Genomic DNA, 23,812 nt, shown 5'->3' with positions numbered 1-23,812 from the left:
GCTTGACCTGCACAAGACCACCCGCGCAAACCTGTGGATAACCATCGTGACTGGGTGACGCTTCACGCACTTCGCTGTGGATAACCCCGCGCGGCTGAGGGCATAAGAGACGGCCCGCGCCTCGGGGGGGTGTGCGCGGGCCGTCAGTAACCCGGTCTCGGGGGGTGGACCGGGGCAGGCCACACTGTATATCGGGGCCTCGCAGGAATGATTATGACACACACCCCGAACAAGTTGCAAGCACCTCGGCGCAAATTTTCGTAAACTTTTTCGAAGTAGCTTTCTACCTCGGCACACGCGGCGCGGGGCTACAATGTAGGGCATGACTGGCGACGAGTGCCGCGATGGTTTAAGCGGAGGAAGCGCGGGCGCCGCGACACCGCGGACCGCCGCCTTCTTCGACCTGGACAAGACCATCATCGCGACCTCGTCTGCGTTTGCTTTTGGCAAGGAGTTCCTCAACAACGGGCTGATCTCGCGCCAAGAGGCCGTGGAGATCTACATGACCAAGGCCTCCTACATGCTTACCGGGCACTCCAGCGAGCAAATGGACTCGACGCGGGACTACCTCTCCCAGCTCGTCGCCGGCTGGTCGGTCGAGGACATCAACCGCATCACCACCGAGACGATGCGCAGCGTGGTCACGCCCGCGATCTACGCCGAGGCCCGCGAGCTGATCGATTACCACAAGCGCCACGGCCGCGACATCATCATCATTTCCGCCTCGGCCGACATCCTTGTCGAGCCGATCGCGCGCGAGCTCGGGGTGGACATGATCGTCGCCACCGAGCTTGAGATTGTCGACGGCAAACTCACCGGCAACATCACCCGCTTCCTCAAAGGCGACGCCAAGGCCGAGGCGGTGGCCGAATTCGCCGACTCCCACAGCTACGACCTCGAGCTCTGCTACGCCTACTCCGACTCCGCCACCGACATCCCGATGCTGGAGATGGTGGGCCACGCCGTGGCGGTCAACCCGGACCGCGCGCTGCGCAAGCACGCCCAGGACAACGGGTGGGAGGTGCGCATTTTCAAGCACCCCGTGCCGCTGATCCAGATGCCCAACGCGCGCGAGTTCGGCATTGGCGCAGGCGTGCTCGCTGGAGTCACGGCCCTCGCCGCGGCGGGCGTGTGGGTCGCCCAGCGCATCATGAAGGACAGTAACAACACATAATCCTCTAGGATTGGGTATGTTCTAATGAAAAACTTGGCTAGCGCCACCGAGGAAGGTATTCAACGTGAGCAATAAGGGTCTCTACACGAACGGTTCGACAGCCATCTCCGCGAAGGTGGACTCCATCCCGCTGCGCGACACCGACGTCACGCAGCCGGGACAGGACTCCATTGGTGATCTGGTCTCCAACGCCACCGAGCAGGTTTCCCGCCTGGTGCGCAACGAGATCGAGCTTGCCAAGACCGAGGTCATCGGCGAGGTAAAGAAGGGCGCCATCGGCGGCGGCCTCTTCGCCGGCGCCGGCGTCATCGCGCTTTACTCCACCTTCTTTTTCTTCTTCTTCCTCGCCGCGCTGCTCCAGCTGTGGGTGCCGTGGTGGGCAGCCTTCCTCATCGTCTTCCTTGTCATGCTCGCCGTCGCCGGCATCCTCGCCTTCGTCGGTCTGCGCAAGTTCAAGAAGATCAAGTCCCCCGAGCGCACCATTGAGTCGGTTAACGAGCTGAAGAACCTCGTCCCGGGCCAGGCGAAGAAGAACCTCGCCGAGGACGACAGTGCCCTCTACACCGGCGGATCCGCGCCGACCGGTCGCCCCGTCCCGCCGCGCGGCGGCTCCACCGTGGCGAACGTCGACTAGCTCGAGCGTAGTAACGCGGTGGCCACCCCCGGACGCCGACTCCCCCCGTCGGTAGTCGAGCTTGAGGGCGATTTCACCCACCGCATGCTCCACACCCGCGGCACCCGCCTCCACGCGGTGACCGCGGGCGACGCGGACTGCCCGCTGATCGTGCTGCTCCACGGCACGTTCGGTGGGTGGTTCGATTTTTCCGACGTTGTTGCCCCGCTCGCGCAGCGGGGCTTTCACGTCGCCGCGCTGGACATGCGCGGCTACGGCATGTCGGACAAGCCCCCGCCCCGGCCCGGCAGCGACATGCTGCTCGCCGTCGGCGACGTCAAGGGCGCGATAGCCACCCTCGGGCATAAACGCGCCGTGCTCGTCGGCGTCGACACGGGGGGCGCGGTCGCCTGGGTGAGCGCTGCCACACACCCGGAAACGGTCGCGGGGCTGGTGTCCGTTTCCGCATCGCACCCGGCGGACCTGCGCGCGGCGATGGCCTCGCGGCCGTGGGATTTCATGCCCATGCTCGGCCGCAGTGCGCTCGCCCACCTGCCCTCGCGCCTGCTCGAGCGCTTCGCCCGCGCCCGCGCGCGTGCCTACCGCGCCAACCTGGCCATCAACACCACGGCCTCGTTCCAGCGCAGCGACCGCTTCGCCGAGGTGCTTACTTTACGACGCACCGCCGCCGCGATCGACAACGCTTTCATCCATAGCGTCCACAACTCCCGCCTTCTCACCAGCTCAACGCCCCGGCGGGCGAGCGTGAGTGCGCCGACCCTGTTAATCCACCCCAACCAAAGCCTGTGGCGGCGCCTCGCCGCGCGCCAGCGCGACCGCGTCACCGGCGACTACCGCACGCTCACCCTCCCGGGCGCGAAGAACCTGCCGCACATCGAGAACCCAGGGGCGTTCGTCGACGCGATCGCTGAGTTCGCCGGCGGGCTAACCGACCACGCAGCTTTGCGTGTCGGCCGGCGTGGTGTGTGACTGCAGGGGGCCCACCGCGCTGAGCACCTGGTCAAGGGTGAGCGCGTAGCCGGTGTCGCTGGAGTCGACGGAGGCGCCGAAGATCACGCCCGCGACCTCGCCCTCGGGTGTGAGAAGCGGCCCGCCCGAGTTGCCCTGCCTGACGTTGCCGCGCAGGGTGTACGCCTCGCGCTCAACGCGCCCGGTGGAGTAAATGTCCGGGCCCGAGATGTTGATCCGGCTGCGCACGCGCGCCGGAGCGGCCTCGAACGGCCCGGAACGCGGGTAGCCCATCACCACCGCGTTGTCGCCGCGGGCCAGGCCTTCCTGCGCCAGCGGGATGGGCTCGAGGCCCAGCCTCTCGCTGTACAGCACCGCAATGTCCACGTCCGGGCGGTAGTAAACGACCTCGGCAGGTTTCACGCCCAACACAGTGTCTAGGTTGACGGCTTCGGTGCCCGCCACCACATGGGCGTTGGTGATCACATAGTCCTCGGCGGCCACGAAGCCGGAGCCCATCAGCTTGCGCCCGCACACCCCGGCGTCACCCATAACGTGCACCACGCTCGGGCTGACGCGGTCGACCACCTCCGGGTCGACCGCTGCCGCGTCGGGGGCGTCGACCTGCTGGCCGCCGGGCGTGGCAAAGGGTGAGACCAGCGGCGGCAGGCCCGAATCGTTGAGCAGCGCCGCGAGCCGCCCGGGAAGCGACTCCAGCCCGGCGGGTGCGGCCGAGTCGATCGCGCCGAGGACGGCGGAGTTGCGGATGCCGTCGCCGACGGCGCCTGGGACCGACGTGGCCAGGGGAATCGAGATGAACCAGGTGACCAGCGCCACCACCAGCGCCTGGAACGCCGACCCCACCACCGAATCGAGCACGTGGGTGGAGCGGAACCGGGCCCGCTCGCGCACCCCGGAGCCGACGACGAGGCCGACCATGTTGCCCATGCCCACAAACAGCACCACCACGGCGAGCAGAATCACGAGCTTGACCGCCCGGGTTTCGGCGAGGTTGACCAGCAGCGGCGCGATGGCCAGGCCGACGATCAGCCCGGCGACGACACCCACCATCGACAACACCGCCCTGAGCGCGCCTTGGCGCCAGCCGCTGACGAACGCGGCGATGATCACGGCAACAAGGATTACATCGACGATGACAGCGGCGTCCAACGCGTCGGTTCTCCCTCGGTTTTTCGGTACGGGCCTACTTCGTGCGAGTTGATGTTACTCCGGGTGGGGCTAAAAGTGGCGCTCCCCGTTGCGCGAACGCTTCAGCGCCCGGCGCAGCGGCACGACCGTGGGGTCGTAGGGTGTGGCCCATCCGGCAGCGTCGAAGAGGACGTCGAGAAGCACGCCCGTAAAGCCCCAGACGAGGTAGTCGTTGACCCAAAACGCCGGCCCGGTGAACCCGGAAAAGCCGACGTCCAGGCGGTTTTCGGGGGCGAGGAGCTCCGTGACCGGGGCGAAGAAAACGTCGTCCGTTTCCACCGGGCTGGCCACGTACGGGCTTCCCGGGTCGGCCGAGTAGGCGAGCACGGGGCGTACCGCGCGGCGGCGCCCTCCGGCGGTGGTCAGCGAGGGCATCACGGCCAGCGGCGTGACGCGCTCGCGCTCCAGGCCCGTTTCCTCCCACGCCTCGCGCAGCGCGGCGTCGACGGGCCCGAGGTCGGTGTCGTCGATACGCCCGCCGGGAAACGCCATCTGCCCGGAGTGGCTGCGCATCGTCGGCGTGCGGTGCGTGATTAAGATCTCCGCCTCGGCGGCGTTAGCGCCGGTCAGCAGCATGAGCACGGCGGCGTCGTCGCGCTCGGGGCGCTGCACGGTTCGGCCCGACAGCAGCTCCTGCGCCCGCTTGGAGCGTTGCGACGTCTCCATCCCGGCGACCATCGAGGTCAGCCAGCCCGGCGCGAGCTCAGGCGCGAGTTCAACGTCTGCCACTTAGAGCACCCCTGTCACAGCGGCGTCTAGCTCGGCGGCGCTGCCGAACACCTTCGGGAACACGGCGAGCTGCTCATCGCCGCGAAACACCACGGTCAGCGGGATCACCCCGGGCAGCCCCAGGGTGCCCGCGAAAGTGTTGTCACTGTCCTGGTAGCTCGGCAGCCCGACACCGAGCTCGTTGAGCATCGCCGCACCGTTCGCGGCGGCCGCATCAGCGTGCACGCCGACCACACTGAACTGCGGGTTTTCGGCGGCGAACTGCTCGATCACCGGCAGCTCCTCGCGGCACGGCTCGCACCACCACGCCCAGACGTTGACCACAGTGACGTCGATGGCGGGATCGACATACCCGCCGCCGAGGCAATCAAGCTCCACCCCGCCGACCTCGCGCCCGGGGCAATCGGGCCGCGCGGGAACCGCCGCCGCGCTGCTTGTCGACGCCTCCACCGGCGTCCCCTGCCCCTGAGAACCGCCCGGGGTCGGGCGCAGCAGGACCAGGGCCCCGGCCAGCACGACGATGGTCGCCACCACCGCGGCGGCCACACCCAGTACTGCTGTCCTATTCATGTGCTTCTCCTTCGCCGCTGCCCACAAAGGCGAGGATGTGGTCGCGCTCGGGGCCGGTCACCTTCGCCGCGGCCTGGGCCGGGTCGGTCGGCCCCTCCCCGAAGCTGGGGCAGTCGAACGCCAGCGGGCACGCTCCGCAGGCGGGGGTGCGGGCGTGGCACACGCGCCTGCCGTGGAAGATGATCCGGTGCGAGAACATCGTCCACTCTTTCTTCTCAATAATCGCGGCGATCGCGTGCTCGATGGCCACCGGGTCTTTTTCCTCGGTGAGCTTGAGCCGGTGGACGAGCCGCTGGAAGTGCGTGTCCACGGTCAGTCCGGGCATGTCGAAGGCGTTGCCGCGCACAACGTGCGCCGTTTTCCGGCCCACCCCCGGCAGGCTGACCAGGTCCTCGAGTGCGGTCGGGACCTCGCCGCCGAAGTCGGTGACCAGCGTGCGGCCCAGCCCGATGAGGTTTGCCGCCTTCGCGCGGTAGAAGCCGGTGGGACGGATGATCTCCTCTACCTCCTCCTGTTTTGCCGAGGAGTATGCGGAGGGCGTCGGAAAGCGGGCGAAAAGCGCAGGGGTGACCTGGTTGACGCGCACGTCGGTGGTTTGGGCGCTGAGCACGGTGGCGACGAGCAGCTCCAGCGGGTTGGTGAAGTCGAGCTCCGCGTGCGCGTCGGGGAACACCGCCGCGAGCGTGCGGTTGATGCGGCGCGCGCGGCGGGTGCGCCCGATGGCTGTCTCCGCGCCCTTGGCCGCCGGGTGGGAACCGGGCCGGCGGTGCCTCTGGGGAGTCAGCGACGCTGCCGTGCGAGAAGAGCCGGTGGGTCCAGTCATAGGCGCAACTATAGTGACCGCTGCAATCAGGCCGGTAGAATCTCACCCATGACAGTTGTCCTCGTAGCCCTAGCCCCCGTGATTCTCGGCCTCTTCGCCGTCGGCATGGAAAAGCTGGAATCCAGCCTGTTCTCGTAACTGGCCACAATTTCGCCCTTTTGTGACGAACCTCCCACGGCAGTGCTACCCTAACGGGTGGAATAGCGCCGTTGAGCTAAGGAGGCATACATGCAGGGCGACCACGACATTCTCGCGCGCGCGGGGATTTTTCAGGGTGTCGAGCCGGATGCCGTGACGGCGCTGATCGGGGAGATGGAAAGCGTCCACTTCCCGCGTGGCACCACGATCTTCGATGAGGGTGAACCCGGCGACCGGCTTTACATCATCATTGAGGGCAAGGTGAAGCTCGCGCGCCACGCCTCCGACGGCCGCGAGAACCTTCTGTCTGTGATGGGCCCGTCCGACATGTTCGGCGAGCTGTCCATCTTCGACCCGGGCCCGCGCACCTCCTCCGCCGTGTGCGTCACCGAGGTTTCGGCCGCGACGATGAACTCCGAGTCGTTGAAGAAGTGGATCAGCGACTACCCGGACATCTCCCAGCAGCTCCTGCGGGTGCTCGCGCGCAGGCTGCGACGCACCAACGCCTCCCTGGCGGACCTAATCTTCACCGACGTTCCGGGCCGCGTCGCCAAGACGCTGCTGCAGCTGGCCAACCGCTTCGGCACCCAGGAGGGTGGCGCGCTGCGGGTCAACCACGACCTGACCCAAGAGGAGATCGCGCAGCTTGTCGGAGCGTCGCGCGAGACGGTAAACAAGGCGCTGGCCACCTTCGCGCACCGCGGGTGGATCCGCTTGGAGGGCAAGAGCGTGCTCATTGTCGACACCGAGCACCTCGCCCGGCGCGCGCGCTAGCCCCCGAGTTAGCCCTGGTTGCGGATGTAGCGCAGCGCGACGCGGGTGGACTGCTCGGCGGCGCCACGCAGGACCGGGTCGACGTCGTCGTAGATCGCGTCGACGAAGGTGTTGATGTCCGCGTCCACCCCATGCTCACGGATCACCTCGCGGATCTGCTCGAGGCGCTGGGTGCGGCGCTCTAGGTACTTGCGCGCGAACTCCGAAACGTCATCGCCCTCTGGGCCATGGCCGGGCAGCAAGCGCACGCCCTCGCCCTGCTCCTCCAGCAGGGTCAGGGAATCGAGGTAGTCACCGAGGTCTCCGTCGGTTTCGGAAATCATCGTGGTGTGGCGACCCGCGATCGTATCTCCGGTGATAATGCCCTCGAGCTCAGATTCGCCGGCCGCTGCCGAGTAGACGAAGAAGCTCACCGAATCGCGGGTGTGGCCCGGGGTGGCCACGACCTTCAATTGCGGGGAGATGCCGTCGATGGAGATCACTTCGCCGTCGACAAGCGGCTCGGCGCCCGCACAGTACTGCGGGTCAACGGCGCGGATTGGCGCGCCGGTGAGCTGGCGGAAGCGCTGCGCGCCGTCCGCGTGGTCGTGGTGGCGGTGGGTGAGCAGGATCAGCGCCACCTTCTCGCCCTTCGCGCTGAGCACGTTGAGGTGGCCCTCGTCCTCGGGCCCCGGGTCGACGACGATGCTGAACTCGTCCCCGGGCACCCTGACAACCCAGGAATTTGTGCCCTCCAACGCCGCGTAGCTCGGGTTCGGGCAGAGCACGACGGAAGCAGAAGGGGTGACCGGCCGCAGTTGGCTGTAAGCGGGATGCTGCATACGTCTAAGACTACAGCTGTTATGCAGCCGCGTCCGCTACCTCGACGATGATCTCCACCTCAACGGGCGAGTCCAGCGGCAGCACGGCGACGCCGACCGCGGAGCGGGCGTGGGCACTGGCATCGCCGAAGACCTCCCCGATGAGCTCGCTGACACCGTTGATTACCTTCGGCTGGCCGGTGAAGTCCGGCGCGGAGGCGACGAAGCCTACGACCTTGAGCACGCGAGTAACGTTGTCGAGCCCGACCAGCGCGTCGATCGCGGCAAGCGCGTTGAGGCAAGCGCGGCGCGCCAGCTCGTAGCCCTCATCCTCCGAAACCTCGGCTCCGACCTTGCCTGTTGCTGGCAGGGAGCCGTCGATAAGCGGCAGCTGCCCCGAGGTCCACACCTGGTTTCCCACGCGGGTGGCGGGGACGTAGGCGGCAAGAGGCGCGACGACCTCAGGCAGCTCGAGGCCGAGGGCGGACAGCTTCTCGGTGAACGTCGCAGCCACGGCCTAGACCTCGCGCTTCATGTAGGCGACGAGGTTCTCCGGCGTCGGGCCGGGAGTGACGGTGACGAGTTCCCAGCCGTCCTCGCCCCAGGTATCCAGGATCTGCTTGGTGGCGTGGGTCAGAAGCGGCACGGTGGCGTATTCCCATTTAGTCATGGGGCGATTCTACCGTGAACGCGCCGGCTTAGAGCCCCGCGACCTCGCTGCCGGAGGCGAGGTGCTCCGCCCAGTCGGTGACGTGCTTGTTTTGGCGCAGCACGGCGCGGCGCTGGCGTTCGGTGAGCCCGCCCCATACGCCGAACTCGATGCGGTTGTCCAGCGCGTCTGCGAGGCACTCCATCTGCACCGGGCAGCGACGGCAAATCGCGGCCGCTTTGCGCTGCTCAGCGCCACGGACGAACAACGCATCGGGGTCGCCGGAACGGCACGTCGCCAGGGTGACCCATTCGCCACGGTCGAACACAAGCTGGCCGTTTGAATCGTAATTCCTCGACGTCCCTGTAGTAGCGGTGCGGTGCGGCACGGATGCCGCTTGGAGGGCTTCTCGGCCCAACGTTGCCGTCATGGCGTCTCCTTCGAGGTCCTTCGATGCGAGAATGGTTTTCTTAACCGAACTAACTGGTGTCTGTAAGTGTATTCACACCCCCGCCGAATTGTCGAATTGGTCACACGGATTGGGGGGATTGCGAGTTCCCCCACGCGTCGCGGTGGTTTAGGGTAAGGGGGTGTCAGCTCTCTCTTCGCTCGGAAAACTGCTCGTCGCCATACTCGCGGCGGGCCTCGTCATCGCGGCCGCCCTCGCCCCCATCGCGGGGCTCGGCGGTGTCGCTGTCGCGCGCACATCGCAGACAATGCAGACGAACCTCTCCGACCTCACCGACGGCCACGTCCCCGGCGTGACTACGATCACCGACGTCAACGGCCAGCCGATGGCGTGGCTGTTCAACCAGCGCCGCTACGAGGTGCCCAGCGAGGAAATCTCCCAGTACGCCAAGGACGCCCTCGTCTCCACCGAGGACCGGCGCTTCTACCAGCACGACGGGGTGGACATGCAGGGCTTCGCCCGCGCGATGGTGACCAACCTGCTCGCCGGCGGGGTGGAGCAGGGCGCGTCCACCATCAACCAGCAGTACGTAAAGAACTACCTGTGGCTTGTCGACGCCGAATCCGCCGAGGATGCCATCGCCGCCACCGAGCAGTCCATCCCCCGCAAGCTGCGCGAGATGCGCATGGCCTCGGACCTGGACAAGACGCTGGACAAGGACACGATTCTCGCCCGCTACCTCAACCTCGTATCCTTCGGCAACCACTCGTTTGGCATCGAAGCGGCCTCGCGCACCTATTTCGACGTGCCCGCGCGCGACCTGGGCCCCAAGCAGGCCGCACTGCTGATCGGCCTGCTGCAGTCCGTCGAATACCTCAACCCGTACACCAACCCCGAGGGCGCGATCGAGCGCCGCAACACGGTGCTCAACAACATGGCCGCCTACGGGTCGATCACGCAGGAGGAGGCCGACGCCCTGTCCGCCGAGCCGCTGGATATCCTCCCGCAGCCCATTTTGCTTCCCGACGGCTGCCTTGCGGCCGGCGACAACGGGTTCATGTGCGATTACGCCCTGACCTACCTGGCCAGCAAGGGCCTGTCTCAGGAGGAGTTGGAAAAGGGTGCGTACACGATTACGACCACCCTCGACCCGACGGTTCAAATGAGCGCGGTCAACGCGATTCGCAGCAGTGTTGACCCGTCCACCCCCGGCGTTGCCGGTGTCCTCAACGTCGTGCGCCCGGGCGAGGATTCGCGCGACATCGCCGCGATGGCGTCGTCACGCTTCTACGGGCTCGACTTGGAAGCGAACCAGACGATCATGCCGCAGCCGTCGTCCCTGGTGGGCAACGGTGCCGGCTCAGTGTTCAAGATCTTCGCCGCCGGTGCCGCCCTTGAGCAGGGAATGGGCCTGGACACCATGCTAGATACCCCGGAGCGCTCCGTCGTTTACGGCATGGGCGCCGGCGGCGCCGACAACTGCCCACCCGGTGCTTACTGCGTCGAAAACGCCGGCACGTACGCGCCCAAGCTCTCGCTTCGCGACGCCCTCGCGCAGTCGCCCAACACCACCTTCATTGAGCTCATCCAAAAGGTCGGCGTGGAGCCCACGGTAGACATGGCCGTCCGCCTCGGGCTGCGGTCTTATGCCGCCGACGGCACCTACGACGGCGAGCGCTCGATTGAGCAGGCCGCCGTCGAGGGCAACATGGGCTCGTTTGTCCTCGGCCCGCTCGCGGTCAACGCGCTGGAGCTGTCCAACGCCGGCGCAACCCTGGCCTCTAACGGGCGCTGGTGCGAGCCGAACCCGATCGCAAAGGTGACGGACAAATTCGGCCAAGAGGTCTACATCGACCGCCCCGCCTGCGAGCAGGCCGTGGACAAGGAAGTCGCCGCCGCCTTGGCGCAGGGCATGTCGGAAGACATCAAGTCCGGAACGGCGAAACGCGCCGCCGCAGCGGCTGGGTGGGACGCTCCGGTCGCCGCGAAGACGGGTACGACCGAATCGCACCAGTCCTCGGCGTTCTTCGGGTTCAACCGGGCGCTGGCGGGCGCCCCCTACATTTACAATGACGGGACGCAGACCACCCCGCTGTGCACCAGTCCTGTACGCCAGTGCTCTGAGGGCACCTTGTTTGGCGGCAACGAGGCCGCCGATGCTTGGTTCCGCATGGCAAACGGCGTGCCGGGGGCGCGGAACGCTGGCCTACCCGAGTCGAGCGCGGTGTACGAACGCGGCACGCGCCAGGCGGCACTTGATTCGGTCGTGGGGATGGACACGGAGGCTGCGCGCTCCAGGCTCGAGGAGCAGGGCCTGCGCGTGGTTCTGCAGACCGTCTTCGGCGACGGCGCGCCGCGCGGCACTGTTATCGCCGCAGAGCCGATGGACCCGAACCTCGCCCCGGGGTCTCTGGTCAAGCTCAACGTATCCGATGGCTCCGCACCGCGTCAGACGGAGTCGCGGACCGAGCCGACCCCACCGCGTGCGCCGTCGCGGCCCTCGCCGGAGCTCGAGGAGCTGCAGCGCCAGATTGACGACGCCCGCAGCCAACTCAACGAGATCTTCGGCTAGTCCCCTTTAGCTGCCCAGGCGGTCTTTGACCGCGGCGGAGAGGCGCTTTCCGTCGGCGCGGCCGGCGGCCTTGGCCGTCGCCGCCTTCATCACGGCACCCATCTGGGCCATGGAGTCCGCGCCGGTCTCGGCAATCGCCTCGTCGACTAGGGCGTTAAGCTCGGCGTCGTCAAGCTGCTTCGGCTGGTAGCCCTCGAGCACATCAACCTCGGCAAGCTCGGCGTCGGCGAGGTCCGCGCGGTCGTTGGTGCGGTAAATCTCTGCGGACTCGCGCCGCTTCTTGATCTCGCGGGCGATGATCGCGATGATCTCGTCGTCACCAACCTCGTGCTTGGTGCCCTCGGTCTCTGCGGCCTGGATCGCGGCCAGCAGCATGCGGATCGTGCCCGTGCGCTCCTTCTCCCTGGCCTTCATGGCCTCTTTCAGGTCGGCGCGAATTTTGTCTTTCAGCTCACTCATGAATTTAAGGTTACGCGACCTGTAACCTTGAGTGGGATGAAGCTTCGACATATTCTTGCGGCCACCCTCGCAACTGGAACAGCAGCTGGCTTGACGACGCTCGCGTTCGGCATCTCCGAGTTGACCAACTTCCAGCTCAAAACCTACGAGCTGCCCCTGCTCCCACCAGGCACGCTGCGCGGCGCGGACGCGTTTAAGGTCCTGCACATCTCCGATCTGCACATGATCCCGGGACAAGACACCAAGATCGCGTGGGTCCGCGCCCTCGACGCCCTACAGCCGGACCTCGTGATCAACACCGGCGATAACCTCTCGGACCTGCGCGGGGTGCCTTACGTCCTCGACGCCCTCGAGCCGCTGCTCAACCGCCCCGGCGCGTTCGTCTTCGGCACCAACGACTACTGGGCGCCGCGGCCGGTCAACCCGCTGAAGTATCTCGTTAACGCCAAGCGCGAGCCCTCATACGTGGACCTGCCCTGGGAGGGCATGCGCGCTGCATTCGTGGAACGCGGCTGGCGCGACGCCACGCACCAGCGCCTGGAGTTCAAGGCCTCCGGGGTCAAGCTCGCGCTCGCCGGCGTCGACGACCCGCACCACGACCTCGACCGCTACGAAGAGATCGCCGGAGCCCCGAACGCGGACGCCGATCTGGCCATCGGCTTGCTGCACGCCCCCTACCGGCGCGTGCTCTCCGCGTTCGAGGCCGACGGCTACGACCTAGCGTTGGCGGGCCACACCCACGGCGGCCAGATCTGCCTGCCCGGCGAGCGCGTGATCGTGGCCAACTCCGACATTGACAGGGAGCGTGCCTCCGGGCTGCACCGCTACGGGTCGATGTGGATGGAGGTCACAGGCGGGCTCGGCACCTCGAAGTACGCCCCGGTGCGCATCTTCTGCCGCCCTTCCGCCGCGCTGATCCGCATTACCGAGCGGCGCGCCTAAAACGTCCGAGCTGGCGTTTTGGCTCTAAGTTGGCACTCGAGTAAAGTATCCCGAGTACTTGACGTACACCGGGATATGGCGCAGCTTGGTAGCGCGCTTCGTTCGGGACGAAGAGGTCGCAGGTTCAAATCCTGTTATCCCGACCAACCGCATCCGCACTGAAAAAGGCACCTTTTGCCATCAGTGCGGATCTTTTTTTCGTTGAGCCGGCTTGCTGCGCGGCAAGGACCATCATGTCGACCGCGACGGCGATGCCGAGGATCGCGGCGCGTGGCCGTTCGCCGGTGTGGCGCTTAATGCTCGGGGTGTACCTGTGCGGGCGTCCGAATTCTTGAAACATCCCGTCCCACTGCCGCTGCAAGGTGGCGGCGGGTTGGGTACCACGCGTCAATCGCGCAGTGAGCGGCGAATTGGAGAATTCAATGCTGCACGGCGCACCGGAAATCGTCGCGTCCATTTTGGGGCGGAAGAACCCGTGCCTCGCGGTCGCGATCTCGGTGCCGCCGCAGCCGGTGACGCTGTAGTTGCTGCCGCTGCGCACCAGGGTGAGCGAGTCGCCGCCGTCATCGGTGATCGCGTATTCAGCAGGGGTGAACCGGCAGTTGATTAACTCATAATCTCGCCGATACGCTGGCCGCGGTCGTCGTCAATGCTGTAAGCCGGGCCGAACCCTGAGAACGTACAGGCCATCACGATCGTCTCGTGGGCGGTCGGGCTCCGCTGCGATTCCGCCTACCCAGGCTCAACCTCGGGTTGCTCCTGGAAGCGGGGGTGGTTATCCCAGTATGACGTCGGTCTTTGCTGATCCATGCGCGAGGCTCCTCTCGCCGCCCACTGTATCGCTGTGCGCGGCTTGCGTCGCGACGTCTCGCGCCACCATCCGCCTTCCCGCCGCGATGACGAGGAACATGGTCACGTACATGACAATCGAGTACACCGCAGAGACGACGCCAACCTCCGGTTTCTGCATCACCGCAAACGCCAGCACCATGGCGAGTGTCGTGTTGCGGATGCTGTATTCGATGGCGATCGCGAGTTGGTCTGTGACGTCTAGTCTGCCGAGCCAGCCGATGAGCCCACCGATGAGGATCAGGCAGAGGTTGAACACGGCGGCGACGGGTGCGACCGCGATGAGCAGCTCCACGATCTGGCCGCGTACATCGATGACGATAAACACGATGAGCAGTACCAGGACGATCATTCCCACTAGGCCGACGAACCGCTCCATCTTCTCCGCCAGCTGCGGCCTCTTCGCGCGCAGGACCATACCGATCGCGACCGGGGCGAGCACCACCCCGATGAGCAGTGCGAAGGTCTCGCCCAGCGGCATGCGCACATCCAGGCTCTCGACACCGGGGATGATGCGGGTGGCAAAGTCCATCCACAGTGGCAGGGTGATGATCGCGGCAAGCGAGGCGGCGACGGTGAGGATGATCGACAGTGCCACGGAGCCGCGCGCCAGGTAGGTCGCGAGGTTGGACGTTGCTCCGCCGGGCGCGGCAGCGACGAGCACGACCCCGAGCGCCATCAGCGGGGTGAGGCCGAACGCCCACGCGATACCCAGCGCCAACAGCGGCGGCAGTGTGAGCTGGCCGATGAGCCCAACTATCGACGCCCGCGGGCGTCGTGCGTGGGCGACGAAATCGGCGCTGGTGAGGCTCAGCCCGATGCCGATCATGATGACGAAAAGGGCGATCGGCAGTCCGATTTCGATAAATGGGCTCTGGTCCACACCACCGTCTCCTTAGATACACGAAATTGTTATGTAACGTATATCACGTTCAAGGGGAGCGTGGCTGGAATTTACGCCCTGGTTCGGTTCAGGCCGATCAGGCCCAGCGCCGCTAGTACCGTACTCAGGCCGATGCCGACCCACAGGGCGGTGGTGGACCCCCCGTTGCCGGCCGCTGAAAGCGCGGCCGTGAGCCAGTGCATTGGCATCGCGCTGGACACCGCGGCCGCGATGGAGGACACTGCCCCAGCCGCGGCAGACTTCCACACCCAGCCAACAATGCCGATCTGGGCCACGGCGAGGACGGCAGCGCTGCCCAGTCCCGCCCTAGCCCCGAAGGCCGACATCAGCATCCAGCTCAAACCGGCCACAGCAAGCGTGGACACGGCAAGCGCAAGCGCCACGGTAGCAACCGCGAGCGGGGACAGGGACACGCCCACGACCACAACCAAAACGAGACCGATGAGCGTGAGAAAACCGGTGCCCGCGGCGATGGCCCACCACTTCCGCCCCGGCAGGAAAGCTACCGCGACGGCGAGCGCCAGCCCACCGATGGTGACCAGCGCGGCGATCAGCATCGCCGCCAACGGCGCCAGCGCCGAGGTCGGCGCACCCTGCTCCGCCTGGCCTGCCGACGCCGTAGCGGGTGCCGGGGCTGGAATCGCCCGGCGCACGCTGTCGATGGAGTCCGACGTCTTTGCCGCCATTTCGTCGAGCTTTTCGGAGCCGTCGCGAAGCTGCTTGATGCCCTCTTGAGCCGGGGCGGCGCCGTTGTTGAGCTCGCTTAACCCGCTCGCCAACTCCGCGGCGCCGTTGGTCGCCGAGTACACACCGTCGTGGTAGGCGTAACCAGGCACTGAGAGCTGGTTGGCCACTTCGCGCGAGCCGTTTTTCAGCTCGGTGAGCTGCGACACCGCGTCCGCCGGCAGCTGCGCGGTCTGCGCCTGTTCGCGCAACCCTTCAAGCGCCTCTCGGGCCTGGACGACGTCGGGGTCCCTGGAGTCTTTCATCCGCTCCAGCGTTGAGTCGATCGTGGACAGCACCTGGCCGCGGACCGCCTCGAACCCGACAACCTGGTCGACCACGCCACCGACGCTATCGGCCACCCGCGTCGCACCTGCGGCAAGCTGACCCGTGCCCGCCTGCAGTTCCACCATCCCGTTGGAGAGCTCCGTGGCGCCCGTGCTTGCGGCGGCGATGCCGTCGATAAGCGCAGTCGAGCCCTCGTCGAGCGTGACGACGCCGTCTTTGAGCTGGCCGGTGCCGCTGGTCAACAAGCTAGCATTCGCGGCAGCCTCACCGGCGGCTCGGCGGGCGTCGGCAAGCCCATCGGGGCCAGGGGTAACCTGTGGCGCGCCCGTCGCCTCATCGCCCGACGACCACGTGCTTACCGGAGACATCGGCAAAAAAGCCCCCGCAATCAGGACAATCAGGGCCACGAGAAGACGCCATTTCATGCAAGGCAATATAACGCCGCGAACAGCGAAAACGAATCAGGCGCACCGTTGGGGGCCGTTAAGACTCCTCCGCCGGGACACCTCGGCCGTTCATGCGCGCTTCGAACTGCTCCGGGGTGAGCACTCCAAGTTCATCGGCCACGGGATTCGTCATCTGGGTTCCCCGCAGCGCCGCGGACCTCGCAATGAACATCGACCCCAGCGCGGAGGTTCCCAACAGCAACAAAATCGCAACCAGGGCGACGAAAAAACTCGCCAGCGAAGGATTCTTGAACCACACGCCGAGAACGACGAAGGAGATCCCGAACCCAGCCGCCGTGCCCACAGCGGAGACGCGCGCATAGAAGTCGTGGAACGTGATCAAGCCCATGGCGCAAATCGCGAAGTTGAGTGCCCCGAAGATGACCAACACATCACCAATGACGTCCATGATGTCCATCAGCGATCACCCCGTAGCAGCACGCGAGCGTACGACACCGTGGACAAGAACGCCACGAGCGCCGCAACCAGCACGATATCTAGGGTGTAGCCGGAGTTGTTGCGGAAACCGATCAAGGCAACCATGCCGATGAGCAAGAACACCATCAAGTCCGCTGCCGTCGCCCGATCCGCCCGCGACGGGCCGACGAGCATCCGGTACCCGGCCGGCATGGCGCACAACCCGAAAATCACGATCGCGATGTCAACCGCTATCACAACGTGGCCTCCTTGTTCAGCTTGGGCCGAAGCATCAGGCCCTTGAGCATGCGCTCCTCCATTTCGCGAAGGTCCGCGCGTAGTTCGTCCATGTCGGTGTAGTACAACGCATGAACGTACATCACGCGCACTCCCTTGCTCGTATTGTCACCGGCTCCCACCACAAGCGTGCCGGGTGTGATCGTGATCAGCGACGCCAACAGGGTGTAGAACCCCTCCGTGAAGCTTAAGCACTCAAGCCGCACGATCGAGGGCGTCGCGTCGTTGCCGACAGTGACCACGTCCTTAATCACCGCAACATTCGCCACGGCAAACTCTTTTGCGTACCAGGCCCAGAACCCGAGGATCCTAAACGGCCACGTTAGAAAATCTTTCATCCGTTCATCACCGCATTCACGTAACCGGAAGTGTCCAACAGATTCTGCGCCGCTACTTCAGACCATCCCATGAGGACTTGCGCACCCAGTCCGATCGCCAGCGTCAGCGCCGCGAGAATAACGGCTGGGGCACCCAGCCAGAATCCGACACGAGCTCGGCCGTCGTCAGCTGACGCGACCTCAGCCTTTTCTGCCCTCCCCCAGAACATGCCGTCCCAGATCTTGAGCATCGACAACAGCGTGATCAGCGACACCACAACCATGACTACCAGGGCGTAGAACTCGCCCTTTTCGTACGCCGCGAGCATTAGCGAGAACTTCGCCACGAAACCGGAGAACGGCGGGATGCCCGCAAGGGACAAGGCGGCCGCGAAAAACGCAACGCCCATCCACGGCTCGCGCCGGGCCATCCCCGCCAAGGCTCCGATCTTGCCGGTCCCGTACCTCACCTCAATGGCGCCGGTAGACATGAACAGCGAGGCCTTCACAAGCATGTGGTGCACCAGGTAGAAGATGCCTGCCGCAAGCCCGATCTCAGTGAAAATGGCCAGTCCCAGCAGAATGTAACCGAGCTGGGAAACCATGTGGAAGGTCAAAATGGAGCGGGCGTCTTTCTCACCCACTGCGCCGAGCACGCCGATCAGCATGGTCAGGGAAAAGAGGGCGACAAGGATCCAGAGGAAGCGCTCATCGCCGTCGAAAAGCACCGCGTAGATGCGGTACAAGATGTACACCGCAACCTTGGTGTGCAAACCCGAGAACAGCGCGGTCACCGCCGGCGAAGTGTACGGGTAGGAGCGCGCCAGCCAGGAGTGGACCGGAACAACCGAAGCCTTGGTCAGCATCGAAAGCATGACCACGCTCGTCGCGATCGCCACCGCCGGATCTTGCGCCGCCGCGCCTTTCAGCTGCGCGAGGTTGACCGACCCCGCGGTCCCGTAAATTAGCGCCACGCCGGTGAGGAACATGGTTGATGCCAACAGGTTGGCGGTAATGAACAGCCGCACTCCACCAACCATGATGTTGCCGCCACGGCGGTGAATTGTGTAGACGTACAACCCGTAGGAAGGCAAGAGCATCACTTCGAGGAAAACGAAGAAGTTGAAGATATCCGCGGTCAGGATCGCGCCGTTGACACCCGTCATGAGCACCAGCACAAGCGGGGCGAAGTAACGCTCTCGGGCGTACCCGCTCGCGACCGCGAACCAGGCGCACACGATCGCCAGGATGCCCGTTGTCGTCAGCATGAGCGCGGAAAACATGTCGGCAGCGAACGGGATCGCGATACCGAACGGCCAGCTTCCCGTGCCCTTGGCGTAGGTGGTGCCGTCTGCGGTGCCGGCGATTAACCCACCCGAGGCCAGTAGGCTCAGCGCCAGCGTGGCAAACATGACGACGTACTGCAGCCACTGCACTCGTGCAGCGATAACCAGCACTCCGGCACAGATGAGGGGAATGGCGACGAAGAGAGCCAGGTAAGTACTCACGAAGTCGTAGGTAAACATCATCGCGTCTTCTCCCCTACCTCGGGTGTCGCACGGGCGTCGGGCGCGAGCTCGTGGTAAAGCTCATCGACATCGTCCGCATCCGGGCGCCGGGGCGATTCGCGGGAGACGTCGTCGTCCGCTCGGGTGGCGTCACCCGGTTTGCCGATCACGGATGAGATGAGCATGACGATGGTGATGGAAAAGGAAATGACGATCGCGGTGAGCACAAAGGCCTGGGGCAGCGGGTCGGCAGCACCGGTTGTGTCGTCGTGTGCGCCGAACGGCTCGCCCCGCCACGACACACCTCCCGCCGACATGAACACCAGGTTGGCGGCGTGGCTGAGCATGACGAAACCGATGGTGATGCGGAACATGTCGGGCCGCATCATGAGGTACACGGCACCCGCCATGAGTATGCCCACTGATAGTGCGAGGATCATGCGTTTGTCCTTTCGTCCTCTGCGGCGGGGTGAGCGCCGGCGGGTATCGGCAGTTGTTCTCCATCGACGATGAGCCCGACGTCACCCTGGCCGGCCTCGGGAACCCCGTCATTTGGTTCCCCTGGGTCATCTGCGGGAATGCCAGCGAGATTGATCGCTGCAAGGATGACACCGAGGACGGCGAGGTAGACACCGAGATCGAAGATGAGCGCGGTGGTCAGGTGGATGCCGAAGACGTAGGCGTGCAACGGGGTCAGGTAGGACCCCTCGAAGTAGCCGAGCAGACCGGTGGCGGCGCCGATGGTAATGCCAGCGCCGATGAGGGTCATGTACGGCCACCGCACTTTGGCGGCCTGGTCAGTGGGCGCCATGAGGTAGAGCAGCGCGAACCCGCCTGCCCCGACGAGTGCGGCAACGAATCCACCACCCGATGAGTTGTGACCGCGGAAGAACAGCACCACAGAGATGATCGCGATAAGCGGCAGGATCACACGCGCTGCCGCGCGCAGGAAGACCACGTTGTTCTCCGGGTCCGAAACTGGCGATAGCTTGTTCAGCCGTGCGTTGCCCCGTGGCTGAAGCGGGCGGGAGCGCAACATGACCGCCACGGTGATGCCGGCGACGCCGAGCACGGTGAGCTCACCGAGGGTGTCGAAGGCACGGAACTCCACCAGGATGACATTGACGATGTTGTCGCCACCGGTAGCGATTGGCCCTTCGCGCAGAAACCATTCCGCTGCCTCCGATTTTTCGCGCCGCCCTGTCAGTGCCAGAACACCGAGGGTGGAGAAGACTCCTACAGCGATGGCGAGCACACCAGAGGACAGGATGTTGGAGCGCTTCTCGCGGTGGAAACGGTCGGGCAACCGGTTCAGGATCATCACGATGACCACGGCGGTGAGGATTTCGACCATGAGCTGCGTCGTTGCGACATCGGCGGCACCGAGTTGGTAAAACCACAGCGTCACCCCGAAACCGACAGTGCCCACGACGATTGCCACGGTGACGCGCGAACGTGCCTTCATCGCCGAGGCGGTGCCGATGGTGACAAGGAACAACAACATCCAATCCACCGGGTCGTAGCGGTCGCCGACCACCTCCGGGACGCCGCCGAGCGTAAACAGTCCCACGACACCAATGACGACGAGTCCCAACAGTGGGGCCGCGAGGTGGCGACGCTGGGATGTGGTTCCGGTGGCCGCGGTGAAACGCTCGCCGAGCGCGATTGTGCCAGTACGGAAGGATTCGACTACTTCGACTCCGGTGATCGGCGCGCGGAAGTCGTCGAGGAAAGCGCTGACGGCCCTACGTTGCCACGCAAGCACCGCCCCGCACGCGATAACCAGCGCCGAGAGCGCGAGCGGCAGGTTTAACCCGTGCCAGAGCGCGAGGTGCGGGTCCTCAAATTCGCCGGTGGTCGCGAGCACGGCGTCGGCAACCGCGTCATTGAGCATCTGCGGGTAGATGCCAATCGCGACCGTCGCAGCCGCCAGGATCGCGGGCACCGCAAAAAAGCGTGGCGACGCCTCCCCCACCGTCTTGGTCGTGCCGGATAGTTGGTTGCGCCGGTCGCCCAACACACCGAGCACGTAAAGGTAGGAGTAGGCGAAGGTGAAGATAGAGGTAACCACGATCCCACCGGTAACCAGGGTCACCAGCGCCTCCTTGTGGGGCGCGGAGAGCCCTGCGGCGAGGAGCATTTCCTTGGACACGAAACCGGCCAACGGAGGCAGACCCGCCATCGAAGTGGCGGAGATGACCACGATAGCCTGCGTCACCGGCATGCGCACGCGCAGATTACGTAGCTCGTGGAAGTTGCGTGTTCCTGTTTCGTGCTCGACAATGCCGATCGACATGAACAGCGCCGCCTTGAACACGGCATGGGCGATGGTGTGCACGATGGCCGCGGTAAGGGCTTCCTGCGTACCGATCCCCACGACCGCAACCAGGAGGCCGAGCTGGGACATGGTCGAGTACGCCAGCAGTGCTTTGAGGTCCGATTGCTTCACCGCCGTCATCGCGCCGAACAGCGAGGTGATAAGGCCTGCCGTGACCAAGGCGATGTGCCACGCGTCAACCCCCGCGAACATCGGCGAGTAGCGCAGGATCAAGTAGATCCCGGCCTTGACCATGGCTGCGGCGTGCAGGTAGGCAGAGACTGGGGCGATGGCGACCATCGAGTCGGGCAGCCAGGCTTGGAAGGGAAACTGGGCTGATTTTGTAAACGCGGCACCGGCCACCAGCAGGGCGACGAGCGTGGTCAGACCGGGCCGCTGCGTCCACGTCTCATCTGCGAGCACGACGGAGAGTTGGGTGCTGCCAGTCGTGATGCACATGATCACCGTCGCGGTGAGCAGGAGAAGACCGCCGCCGACTGTGACCAGCAGCGTGCGGATCGCGGGCGCGTAGCCCTTTTCTCCCCCGTTGGCGATGAGGAAGAAGGAACAGAGCGTGGTCATCTCCCACGCGATGTAGAACACCACGAGGTTGTCGGTGAGCACGAGTGTGCTCATCGCCGCGGCGAAGCCGCACATGAGGAGGTAGAAAGATGGCTTGCTTTGATGCAGGTACCGGGTTGAGTAGGCGAGCACGCCTGCGCCGATAAGCAGCACCAGCATGAGAAAGACTATCGAGAGTCCGTCGATGCGCAGCGCGAAATCCACGTTCAGCGACGGGATCCAGGCGACCGTTTCGGAATGGACGTCGCCTGCGCTCGGTGAGACGTAGCCCATAGCTCCGATAACGGCCGCGCCCAGTAGGGGCAAGGAGAGTAGCCAGCCCGCGTTCCTGCCGAGGATGCGCCCCACAAAGGGCGCAGAGACGACGGTTGCGCCGAGTACTGCGAGGAGGAGAAATAACATAGGAGCCTCGTTTGACGCCGAGGTAGATAGCAGCCGCAGCTTGTGACTAAGCCACGTCTACACCACCGCGCCTATCGGTAGTTGGATAGGAATAGACAGACTATACACTACCCGCGCCGTGGCCGGGTCCGGAAAGGTGCGGACCCCACGATGTCGTGTACCCGTTCGTCCCAGGCGCAGCCGGCCATGCTGAGGTGGCATTTCGCTGGTATGTGGGCAAGATCACCCTGCCATCGTAGCAGCTGCACCGCAAAAAGCCCGCCCCCCTTCTTACGTGTTGTGAGGGTGGCGGGCGTTTAGCTAAACCGGTTTAGAAGACGGAGGACTGCTCTTCCTTCTCCTGCTTGTCGGCCTCCTGGCGCTTGCGTGCAACCTCGGAGCGGAGCTTCTGCTCCAGGTCCTTGTCCACGTTGCCCCAGTAAGCGAAGGTGCGCTCCTCGATGTCCTTGTTCTGGATCGGAAGCATCTTGTTGGAGACGTTGTGCACGAAACGCTCGCGCTCAGCGTCGTCGAACACCTCGGTGTAGAGAGTGCGTGCCTGGCCGAAGTCGTCGTCCTCGGCGTGCTTGACGTAGGCCGCGCGCGTCAGGTCGGTGCCGTGCGGGTCCGGGTTGACGTAGAGGTCGCTGGCCTGCCCGTAGGTGGTGTGGTTCGAGGAGGAGTCCTCGTTGTTGTCCAGGTAGCCTGCACCCTTCTCCGTGTTGTTCGGGGTGTAGTTGTGCTCACCCTCGTTGTTGAAGAAGTACGCCATCGGTCCGCGCTCCGCGTAGGTGTTGACCTCGTTGATCGGGCGGTTGACCGGCAGGTCCTTGTAGTTCGGGCCGATGCGGTAGCGGTGCTGGTCCGCGTACGCCCACGCGCGTGCCTGCAGCATACGGTCCGGGGACAGGCCGACGCCCGGCACCAGGTTTCCCGGATCCAGCGCGATCTGCTCGATCTGTGCGTGGAAGTTCTTCGGGTTGCGGTTGAGCACGAAGTAGCCCACGTCGACCAGCGGGTAGTCCTTCTGGGACCAGGTCTTGGTGAGGTCGAACGGGTTGAAGCGGTAGTTCTCCGCCTCCTCGAACGGCATGATCTGAACCTTGACGTCCCAGATCGGGTAGTCGCCGCGCTCAATCGCGTCGAAGAGGTCCTGGCGGTGGTGGTCGGCGTTCTTGCCGGCCATCTCCGTGGCCTCCTCGTCGGTGAAGGTCTCCCAACCCTGGCGGGTCTTGAAGTGGTACTTGATCCACACGGCCTTGCCCTCTTCGTTGACCCACTGGAAGGTGTGGGAGCCGAAGCCGTCCTGGTGGCGGGAGGTCTTCGGGGTGCCGCGGTCACCCATCAGGTAGGTCACCTGGTGAGCGGACTCCGGGGTGCGGGACCAAAAATCCCACTGCATCTCGTCGTCGCGCAGGCCGGTGTGGGGCTGGCGCTTCTGGGAGTGGATGAAGTCGGCGAACTTCATGCCGTCGCGGAGGAAGAACGTCGGGGTGTTGTTGCCCACGATGTCGTAGTTGCCGTCCTCGGTGTAGAAACGCAGCGCGAAGCCGTGGACGTCGCGCCAGGTGTCCGGGGAGCCGGCTTCACCGGCAACGGTGGAGAAGCGAGCAGCCATCGGAGTGACCGTGCCCGGCTGGAACAGCTTCGCCTTAGTGTACTGGGAAACGTCCTCGGTGATGTGGAGCTCACCGAAAGCTCCGTGGCCCTTGGCGTGGGGGATGCGCTCCGGAACGTTCTCGCGGTTGAAGTGCGCGAGCTTCTCAATCAGGTGAATGTCGTTGAGGACATTCGGGCCCTGCGGGCCGGCCGTGATCGAGATGTTCTCGGACGCGACCGGCTGGCCGCTCGGGCGGGTGGTCTTGCCTTTACCGGCGGGGCGCTCGCCGCGTGCGACGATGTCCTCTGCCTTTGATTGCTCTGCCATTGTTATTGGCCTCCTAGCGTTTGGGT

At 65.2% G+C, this 23,812-nt stretch carries 24 protein-coding genes, 1 tRNA gene and 1 pseudogene; 7 read left to right on the top strand and 19 right to left on the bottom strand.

Annotated features, from left to right (window positions below):
* Positions 1-322 precede the first annotated feature (322 nt).
* The 3 genes from RIU96_RS03295 (at position 323) to RIU96_RS03285 (ending at position 2,777) form a co-directional block, all read left to right on the top strand.
* Entirely contained in the window at positions 323-1,174 is an 852-nt protein-coding gene (locus tag RIU96_RS03295) for an HAD family hydrolase (protein ID WP_136651398.1), read from the top strand.
* 64 nt (positions 1,175-1,238) lie between these two features.
* Positions 1,239-1,808 carry a phage holin family protein gene (locus RIU96_RS03290; RefSeq protein ID WP_136651399.1) on the top strand — a complete coding sequence of 190 codons (570 nt, stop codon included), beginning with the start codon at positions 1,239-1,241 and terminating at the stop codon, positions 1,806-1,808.
* An 18-nt stretch (positions 1,809-1,826) separates the two neighbouring features.
* Entirely contained in the window at positions 1,827-2,777 is a 951-nt protein-coding gene (locus tag RIU96_RS03285) for an alpha/beta fold hydrolase (protein WP_375543097.1), read from the top strand.
* Here RIU96_RS03285 and RIU96_RS03280 read toward each other — a convergent pair.
* The 4 genes from RIU96_RS03280 to nth form a co-directional block, all read right to left on the bottom strand.
* Positions 2,733-3,926 carry a MarP family serine protease gene (locus tag RIU96_RS03280; protein ID WP_144740737.1) on the bottom strand — a complete coding sequence of 398 codons (1,194 nt, stop codon included), beginning with the start codon at positions 3,924-3,926 and terminating at the stop codon, positions 2,733-2,735. The genes RIU96_RS03285 and RIU96_RS03280 overlap by 45 nt on opposite strands.
* Positions 3,927-3,995: 69 nt before the next feature.
* Positions 3,996-4,694 (bottom strand): NUDIX hydrolase, encoded by a 699-nt coding sequence (locus RIU96_RS03275; protein ID WP_186309942.1) that lies wholly within the window; start codon positions 4,692-4,694, stop codon positions 3,996-3,998.
* Positions 4,695-5,264 (bottom strand): TlpA family protein disulfide reductase, encoded by a 570-nt coding sequence (locus tag RIU96_RS03270; protein ID WP_186366103.1) that lies wholly within the window; start codon positions 5,262-5,264, stop codon positions 4,695-4,697.
* Positions 5,257-6,087, bottom strand: coding sequence for an endonuclease III (nth, locus tag RIU96_RS03265; RefSeq protein ID WP_144740740.1), 831 nt, complete (start codon positions 6,085-6,087; stop codon positions 5,257-5,259). Before nth ends, RIU96_RS03270 begins: the two co-directional genes overlap by 8 nt.
* A gap of 228 nt (positions 6,088-6,315) precedes the next feature.
* Here nth and glxR point away from each other — a divergent pair, with 228 nt between their 5' ends.
* On the top strand, positions 6,316-6,999 hold the full coding sequence (glxR, locus tag RIU96_RS03260) for a CRP-like cAMP-activated global transcriptional regulator GlxR (protein ID WP_144317514.1): 684 nt from the start codon (positions 6,316-6,318) through the stop codon (positions 6,997-6,999).
* An 8-nt stretch (positions 7,000-7,007) separates the two neighbouring features.
* Here the strand turns inward: glxR and RIU96_RS03255 are convergent, their stop codons facing one another.
* From RIU96_RS03255 to RIU96_RS03240, 4 genes are read right to left on the bottom strand one after another with little or no spacing between them, the layout of a single operon-like run.
* On the bottom strand, positions 7,008-7,820 hold the full coding sequence (locus RIU96_RS03255) for an MBL fold metallo-hydrolase (RefSeq protein ID WP_144740743.1): 813 nt from the start codon (positions 7,818-7,820) through the stop codon (positions 7,008-7,010).
* Positions 7,821-7,839: 19 nt separating this feature from the next.
* Positions 7,840-8,313, bottom strand: coding sequence for a RidA family protein (locus RIU96_RS03250; RefSeq protein WP_144740746.1), 474 nt, complete (start codon positions 8,311-8,313; stop codon positions 7,840-7,842).
* A 3-nt stretch (positions 8,314-8,316) separates the two neighbouring features.
* Complete coding sequence (locus RIU96_RS03245; RefSeq protein WP_144317517.1) at positions 8,317-8,469, bottom strand: Sp36 family protein; 153 nt, start codon at positions 8,467-8,469, stop codon at positions 8,317-8,319.
* A gap of 28 nt (positions 8,470-8,497) precedes the next feature.
* On the bottom strand, positions 8,498-8,878 hold the full coding sequence (locus RIU96_RS03240) for a WhiB family transcriptional regulator (RefSeq protein WP_144740749.1): 381 nt from the start codon (positions 8,876-8,878) through the stop codon (positions 8,498-8,500).
* Positions 8,879-9,038: 160 nt separating this feature from the next.
* Here RIU96_RS03240 and RIU96_RS03235 point away from each other — a divergent pair, with 160 nt between their 5' ends.
* The gene (locus RIU96_RS03235) at positions 9,039-11,429 is read left to right on the top strand and encodes a transglycosylase domain-containing protein (RefSeq protein ID WP_144740752.1); all 2,391 of its coding nucleotides are present in this window, start codon (positions 9,039-9,041) and stop codon (positions 11,427-11,429) included.
* 6 nt (positions 11,430-11,435) lie between these two features.
* Here the strand turns inward: RIU96_RS03235 and RIU96_RS03230 are convergent, their stop codons facing one another.
* Positions 11,436-11,888, bottom strand: a complete 453-nt coding sequence (locus tag RIU96_RS03230) for a GatB/YqeY domain-containing protein (protein ID WP_144740755.1) — start codon at positions 11,886-11,888, stop codon at positions 11,436-11,438.
* Between RIU96_RS03230 and RIU96_RS03225 the strand changes: the two are divergent.
* Together RIU96_RS03225 and RIU96_RS03220 are read left to right on the top strand one after the other, a co-directional pair.
* A pseudogene (locus RIU96_RS03225) lies at positions 11,887-12,830 on the top strand (metallophosphoesterase). The gene RIU96_RS03230 and the pseudogene RIU96_RS03225 sit on opposite strands and share 2 nt — an antisense overlap.
* Before the next feature lie 69 nt (positions 12,831-12,899).
* Positions 12,900-12,976 (top strand) — tRNA-Pro (locus RIU96_RS03220).
* On the opposite strand, the gene RIU96_RS03215 is transcribed toward RIU96_RS03220, so the two are convergent.
* The 10 genes from RIU96_RS03215 to RIU96_RS03170 form a co-directional block, all read right to left on the bottom strand.
* Positions 12,955-13,371 carry a hypothetical protein gene (locus RIU96_RS03215; RefSeq protein WP_144317522.1) on the bottom strand — a complete coding sequence of 139 codons (417 nt, stop codon included), beginning with the start codon at positions 13,369-13,371 and terminating at the stop codon, positions 12,955-12,957. The two genes, RIU96_RS03220 and RIU96_RS03215, sit on opposite strands and share 22 nt — an antisense overlap.
* 234 nt (positions 13,372-13,605) lie before the next feature.
* Positions 13,606-14,562: a bile acid:sodium symporter family protein gene (locus RIU96_RS03210; RefSeq protein WP_311205110.1), complete on the bottom strand. Its 957-nt coding sequence runs from the start codon at positions 14,560-14,562 to the stop codon at positions 13,606-13,608.
* Positions 14,563-14,633: 71 nt separating this feature from the next.
* Positions 14,634-16,019: a hypothetical protein gene (locus RIU96_RS03205; protein ID WP_144740766.1), complete on the bottom strand. Its 1,386-nt coding sequence runs from the start codon at positions 16,017-16,019 to the stop codon at positions 14,634-14,636.
* 58 nt (positions 16,020-16,077) lie between these two features.
* On the bottom strand, positions 16,078-16,458 hold the full coding sequence (locus RIU96_RS03200) for a cation:proton antiporter (protein ID WP_144740769.1): 381 nt from the start codon (positions 16,456-16,458) through the stop codon (positions 16,078-16,080).
* Positions 16,458-16,715, bottom strand: coding sequence for an MrpF/PhaF family protein (locus tag RIU96_RS03195; RefSeq protein WP_144317526.1), 258 nt, complete (start codon positions 16,713-16,715; stop codon positions 16,458-16,460). The genes RIU96_RS03200 and RIU96_RS03195 overlap by 1 nt, the downstream gene beginning before the upstream one ends.
* Entirely contained in the window at positions 16,712-17,092 is a 381-nt protein-coding gene (locus RIU96_RS03190; RefSeq protein WP_144317527.1) for a Na+/H+ antiporter subunit E, read from the bottom strand. Before RIU96_RS03190 ends, RIU96_RS03195 begins: the two co-directional genes overlap by 4 nt.
* Complete coding sequence (locus RIU96_RS03185; protein ID WP_144779473.1) at positions 17,089-18,600, bottom strand: monovalent cation/H+ antiporter subunit D family protein; 1,512 nt, start codon at positions 18,598-18,600, stop codon at positions 17,089-17,091. Before RIU96_RS03185 ends, RIU96_RS03190 begins: the two co-directional genes overlap by 4 nt.
* Positions 18,597-19,019, bottom strand: coding sequence for a sodium:proton antiporter (locus RIU96_RS03180; RefSeq protein WP_144740775.1), 423 nt, complete (start codon positions 19,017-19,019; stop codon positions 18,597-18,599). Before RIU96_RS03180 ends, RIU96_RS03185 begins: the two co-directional genes overlap by 4 nt.
* Complete coding sequence (locus RIU96_RS03175) at positions 19,016-21,880, bottom strand: DUF4040 family protein (protein ID WP_144779475.1); 2,865 nt, start codon at positions 21,878-21,880, stop codon at positions 19,016-19,018. Before RIU96_RS03175 ends, RIU96_RS03180 begins: the two co-directional genes overlap by 4 nt.
* Before the next feature lie 310 nt (positions 21,881-22,190).
* Positions 22,191-23,786, bottom strand: coding sequence for a catalase (locus RIU96_RS03170; RefSeq protein WP_311205109.1), 1,596 nt, complete (start codon positions 23,784-23,786; stop codon positions 22,191-22,193).
* Between the last annotated feature and the right edge of the window lie 26 nt (positions 23,787-23,812).

This window comes from Corynebacterium sp. Z-1 (genome assembly GCF_031844665.1).
GTDB lineage: Bacteria > Actinomycetota > Actinomycetes > Mycobacteriales > Mycobacteriaceae > Corynebacterium > Corynebacterium sanguinis.
The sequence above is the reverse complement of the archived record's forward strand: the minus strand, read 5'-3'. Positions and strand labels throughout refer to the sequence as shown.

Excerpts from the sequence above, each read along its gene's own strand:
- RIU96_RS03200 (WP_144740769.1), bottom strand. The coding sequence starts at position 16,458 with ATGGACATCATGGACGTCATTGGTGATGTGTTGGTCATCTTCGGGGCA.
- RIU96_RS03230 (WP_144740755.1), bottom strand. The coding sequence starts at position 11,888 with ATGAGTGAGCTGAAAGACAAAATTCGCGCCGACCTGAAAGAGGCCATG.
- RIU96_RS03270 (WP_186366103.1), bottom strand. The coding sequence starts at position 5,264 with ATGAATAGGACAGCAGTACTGGGTGTGGCCGCCGCGGTGGTGGCGACC.
- nth (WP_144740740.1), bottom strand. The coding sequence starts at position 6,087 with ATGACTGGACCCACCGGCTCTTCTCGCACGGCAGCGTCGCTGACTCCC.
- RIU96_RS03245 (WP_144317517.1), bottom strand. The coding sequence starts at position 8,469 with ATGACTAAATGGGAATACGCCACCGTGCCGCTTCTGACCCACGCCACC.
- RIU96_RS03185 (WP_144779473.1), bottom strand. The coding sequence starts at position 18,600 with ATGATGTTTACCTACGACTTCGTGAGTACTTACCTGGCTCTCTTCGTC.
- glxR (WP_144317514.1), top strand. The coding sequence starts at position 6,316 with ATGCAGGGCGACCACGACATTCTCGCGCGCGCGGGGATTTTTCAGGGT.
- RIU96_RS03295 (WP_136651398.1), top strand. The coding sequence starts at position 323 with ATGACTGGCGACGAGTGCCGCGATGGTTTAAGCGGAGGAAGCGCGGGC.
- RIU96_RS03205 (WP_144740766.1), bottom strand. The coding sequence starts at position 16,019 with ATGAAATGGCGTCTTCTCGTGGCCCTGATTGTCCTGATTGCGGGGGCT.
- RIU96_RS03240 (WP_144740749.1), bottom strand. The coding sequence starts at position 8,878 with ATGACGGCAACGTTGGGCCGAGAAGCCCTCCAAGCGGCATCCGTGCCG.
- RIU96_RS03255 (WP_144740743.1), bottom strand. The coding sequence starts at position 7,820 with ATGCAGCATCCCGCTTACAGCCAACTGCGGCCGGTCACCCCTTCTGCT.
- RIU96_RS03175 (WP_144779475.1), bottom strand. The coding sequence starts at position 21,880 with ATGTTATTTCTCCTCCTCGCAGTACTCGGCGCAACCGTCGTCTCTGCG.
- RIU96_RS03190 (WP_144317527.1), bottom strand. The coding sequence starts at position 17,092 with ATGAAAGATTTTCTAACGTGGCCGTTTAGGATCCTCGGGTTCTGGGCC.
- RIU96_RS03170 (WP_311205109.1), bottom strand. The coding sequence starts at position 23,786 with ATGGCAGAGCAATCAAAGGCAGAGGACATCGTCGCACGCGGCGAGCGC.
- RIU96_RS03180 (WP_144740775.1), bottom strand. The coding sequence starts at position 19,019 with ATGATCCTCGCACTATCAGTGGGCATACTCATGGCGGGTGCCGTGTAC.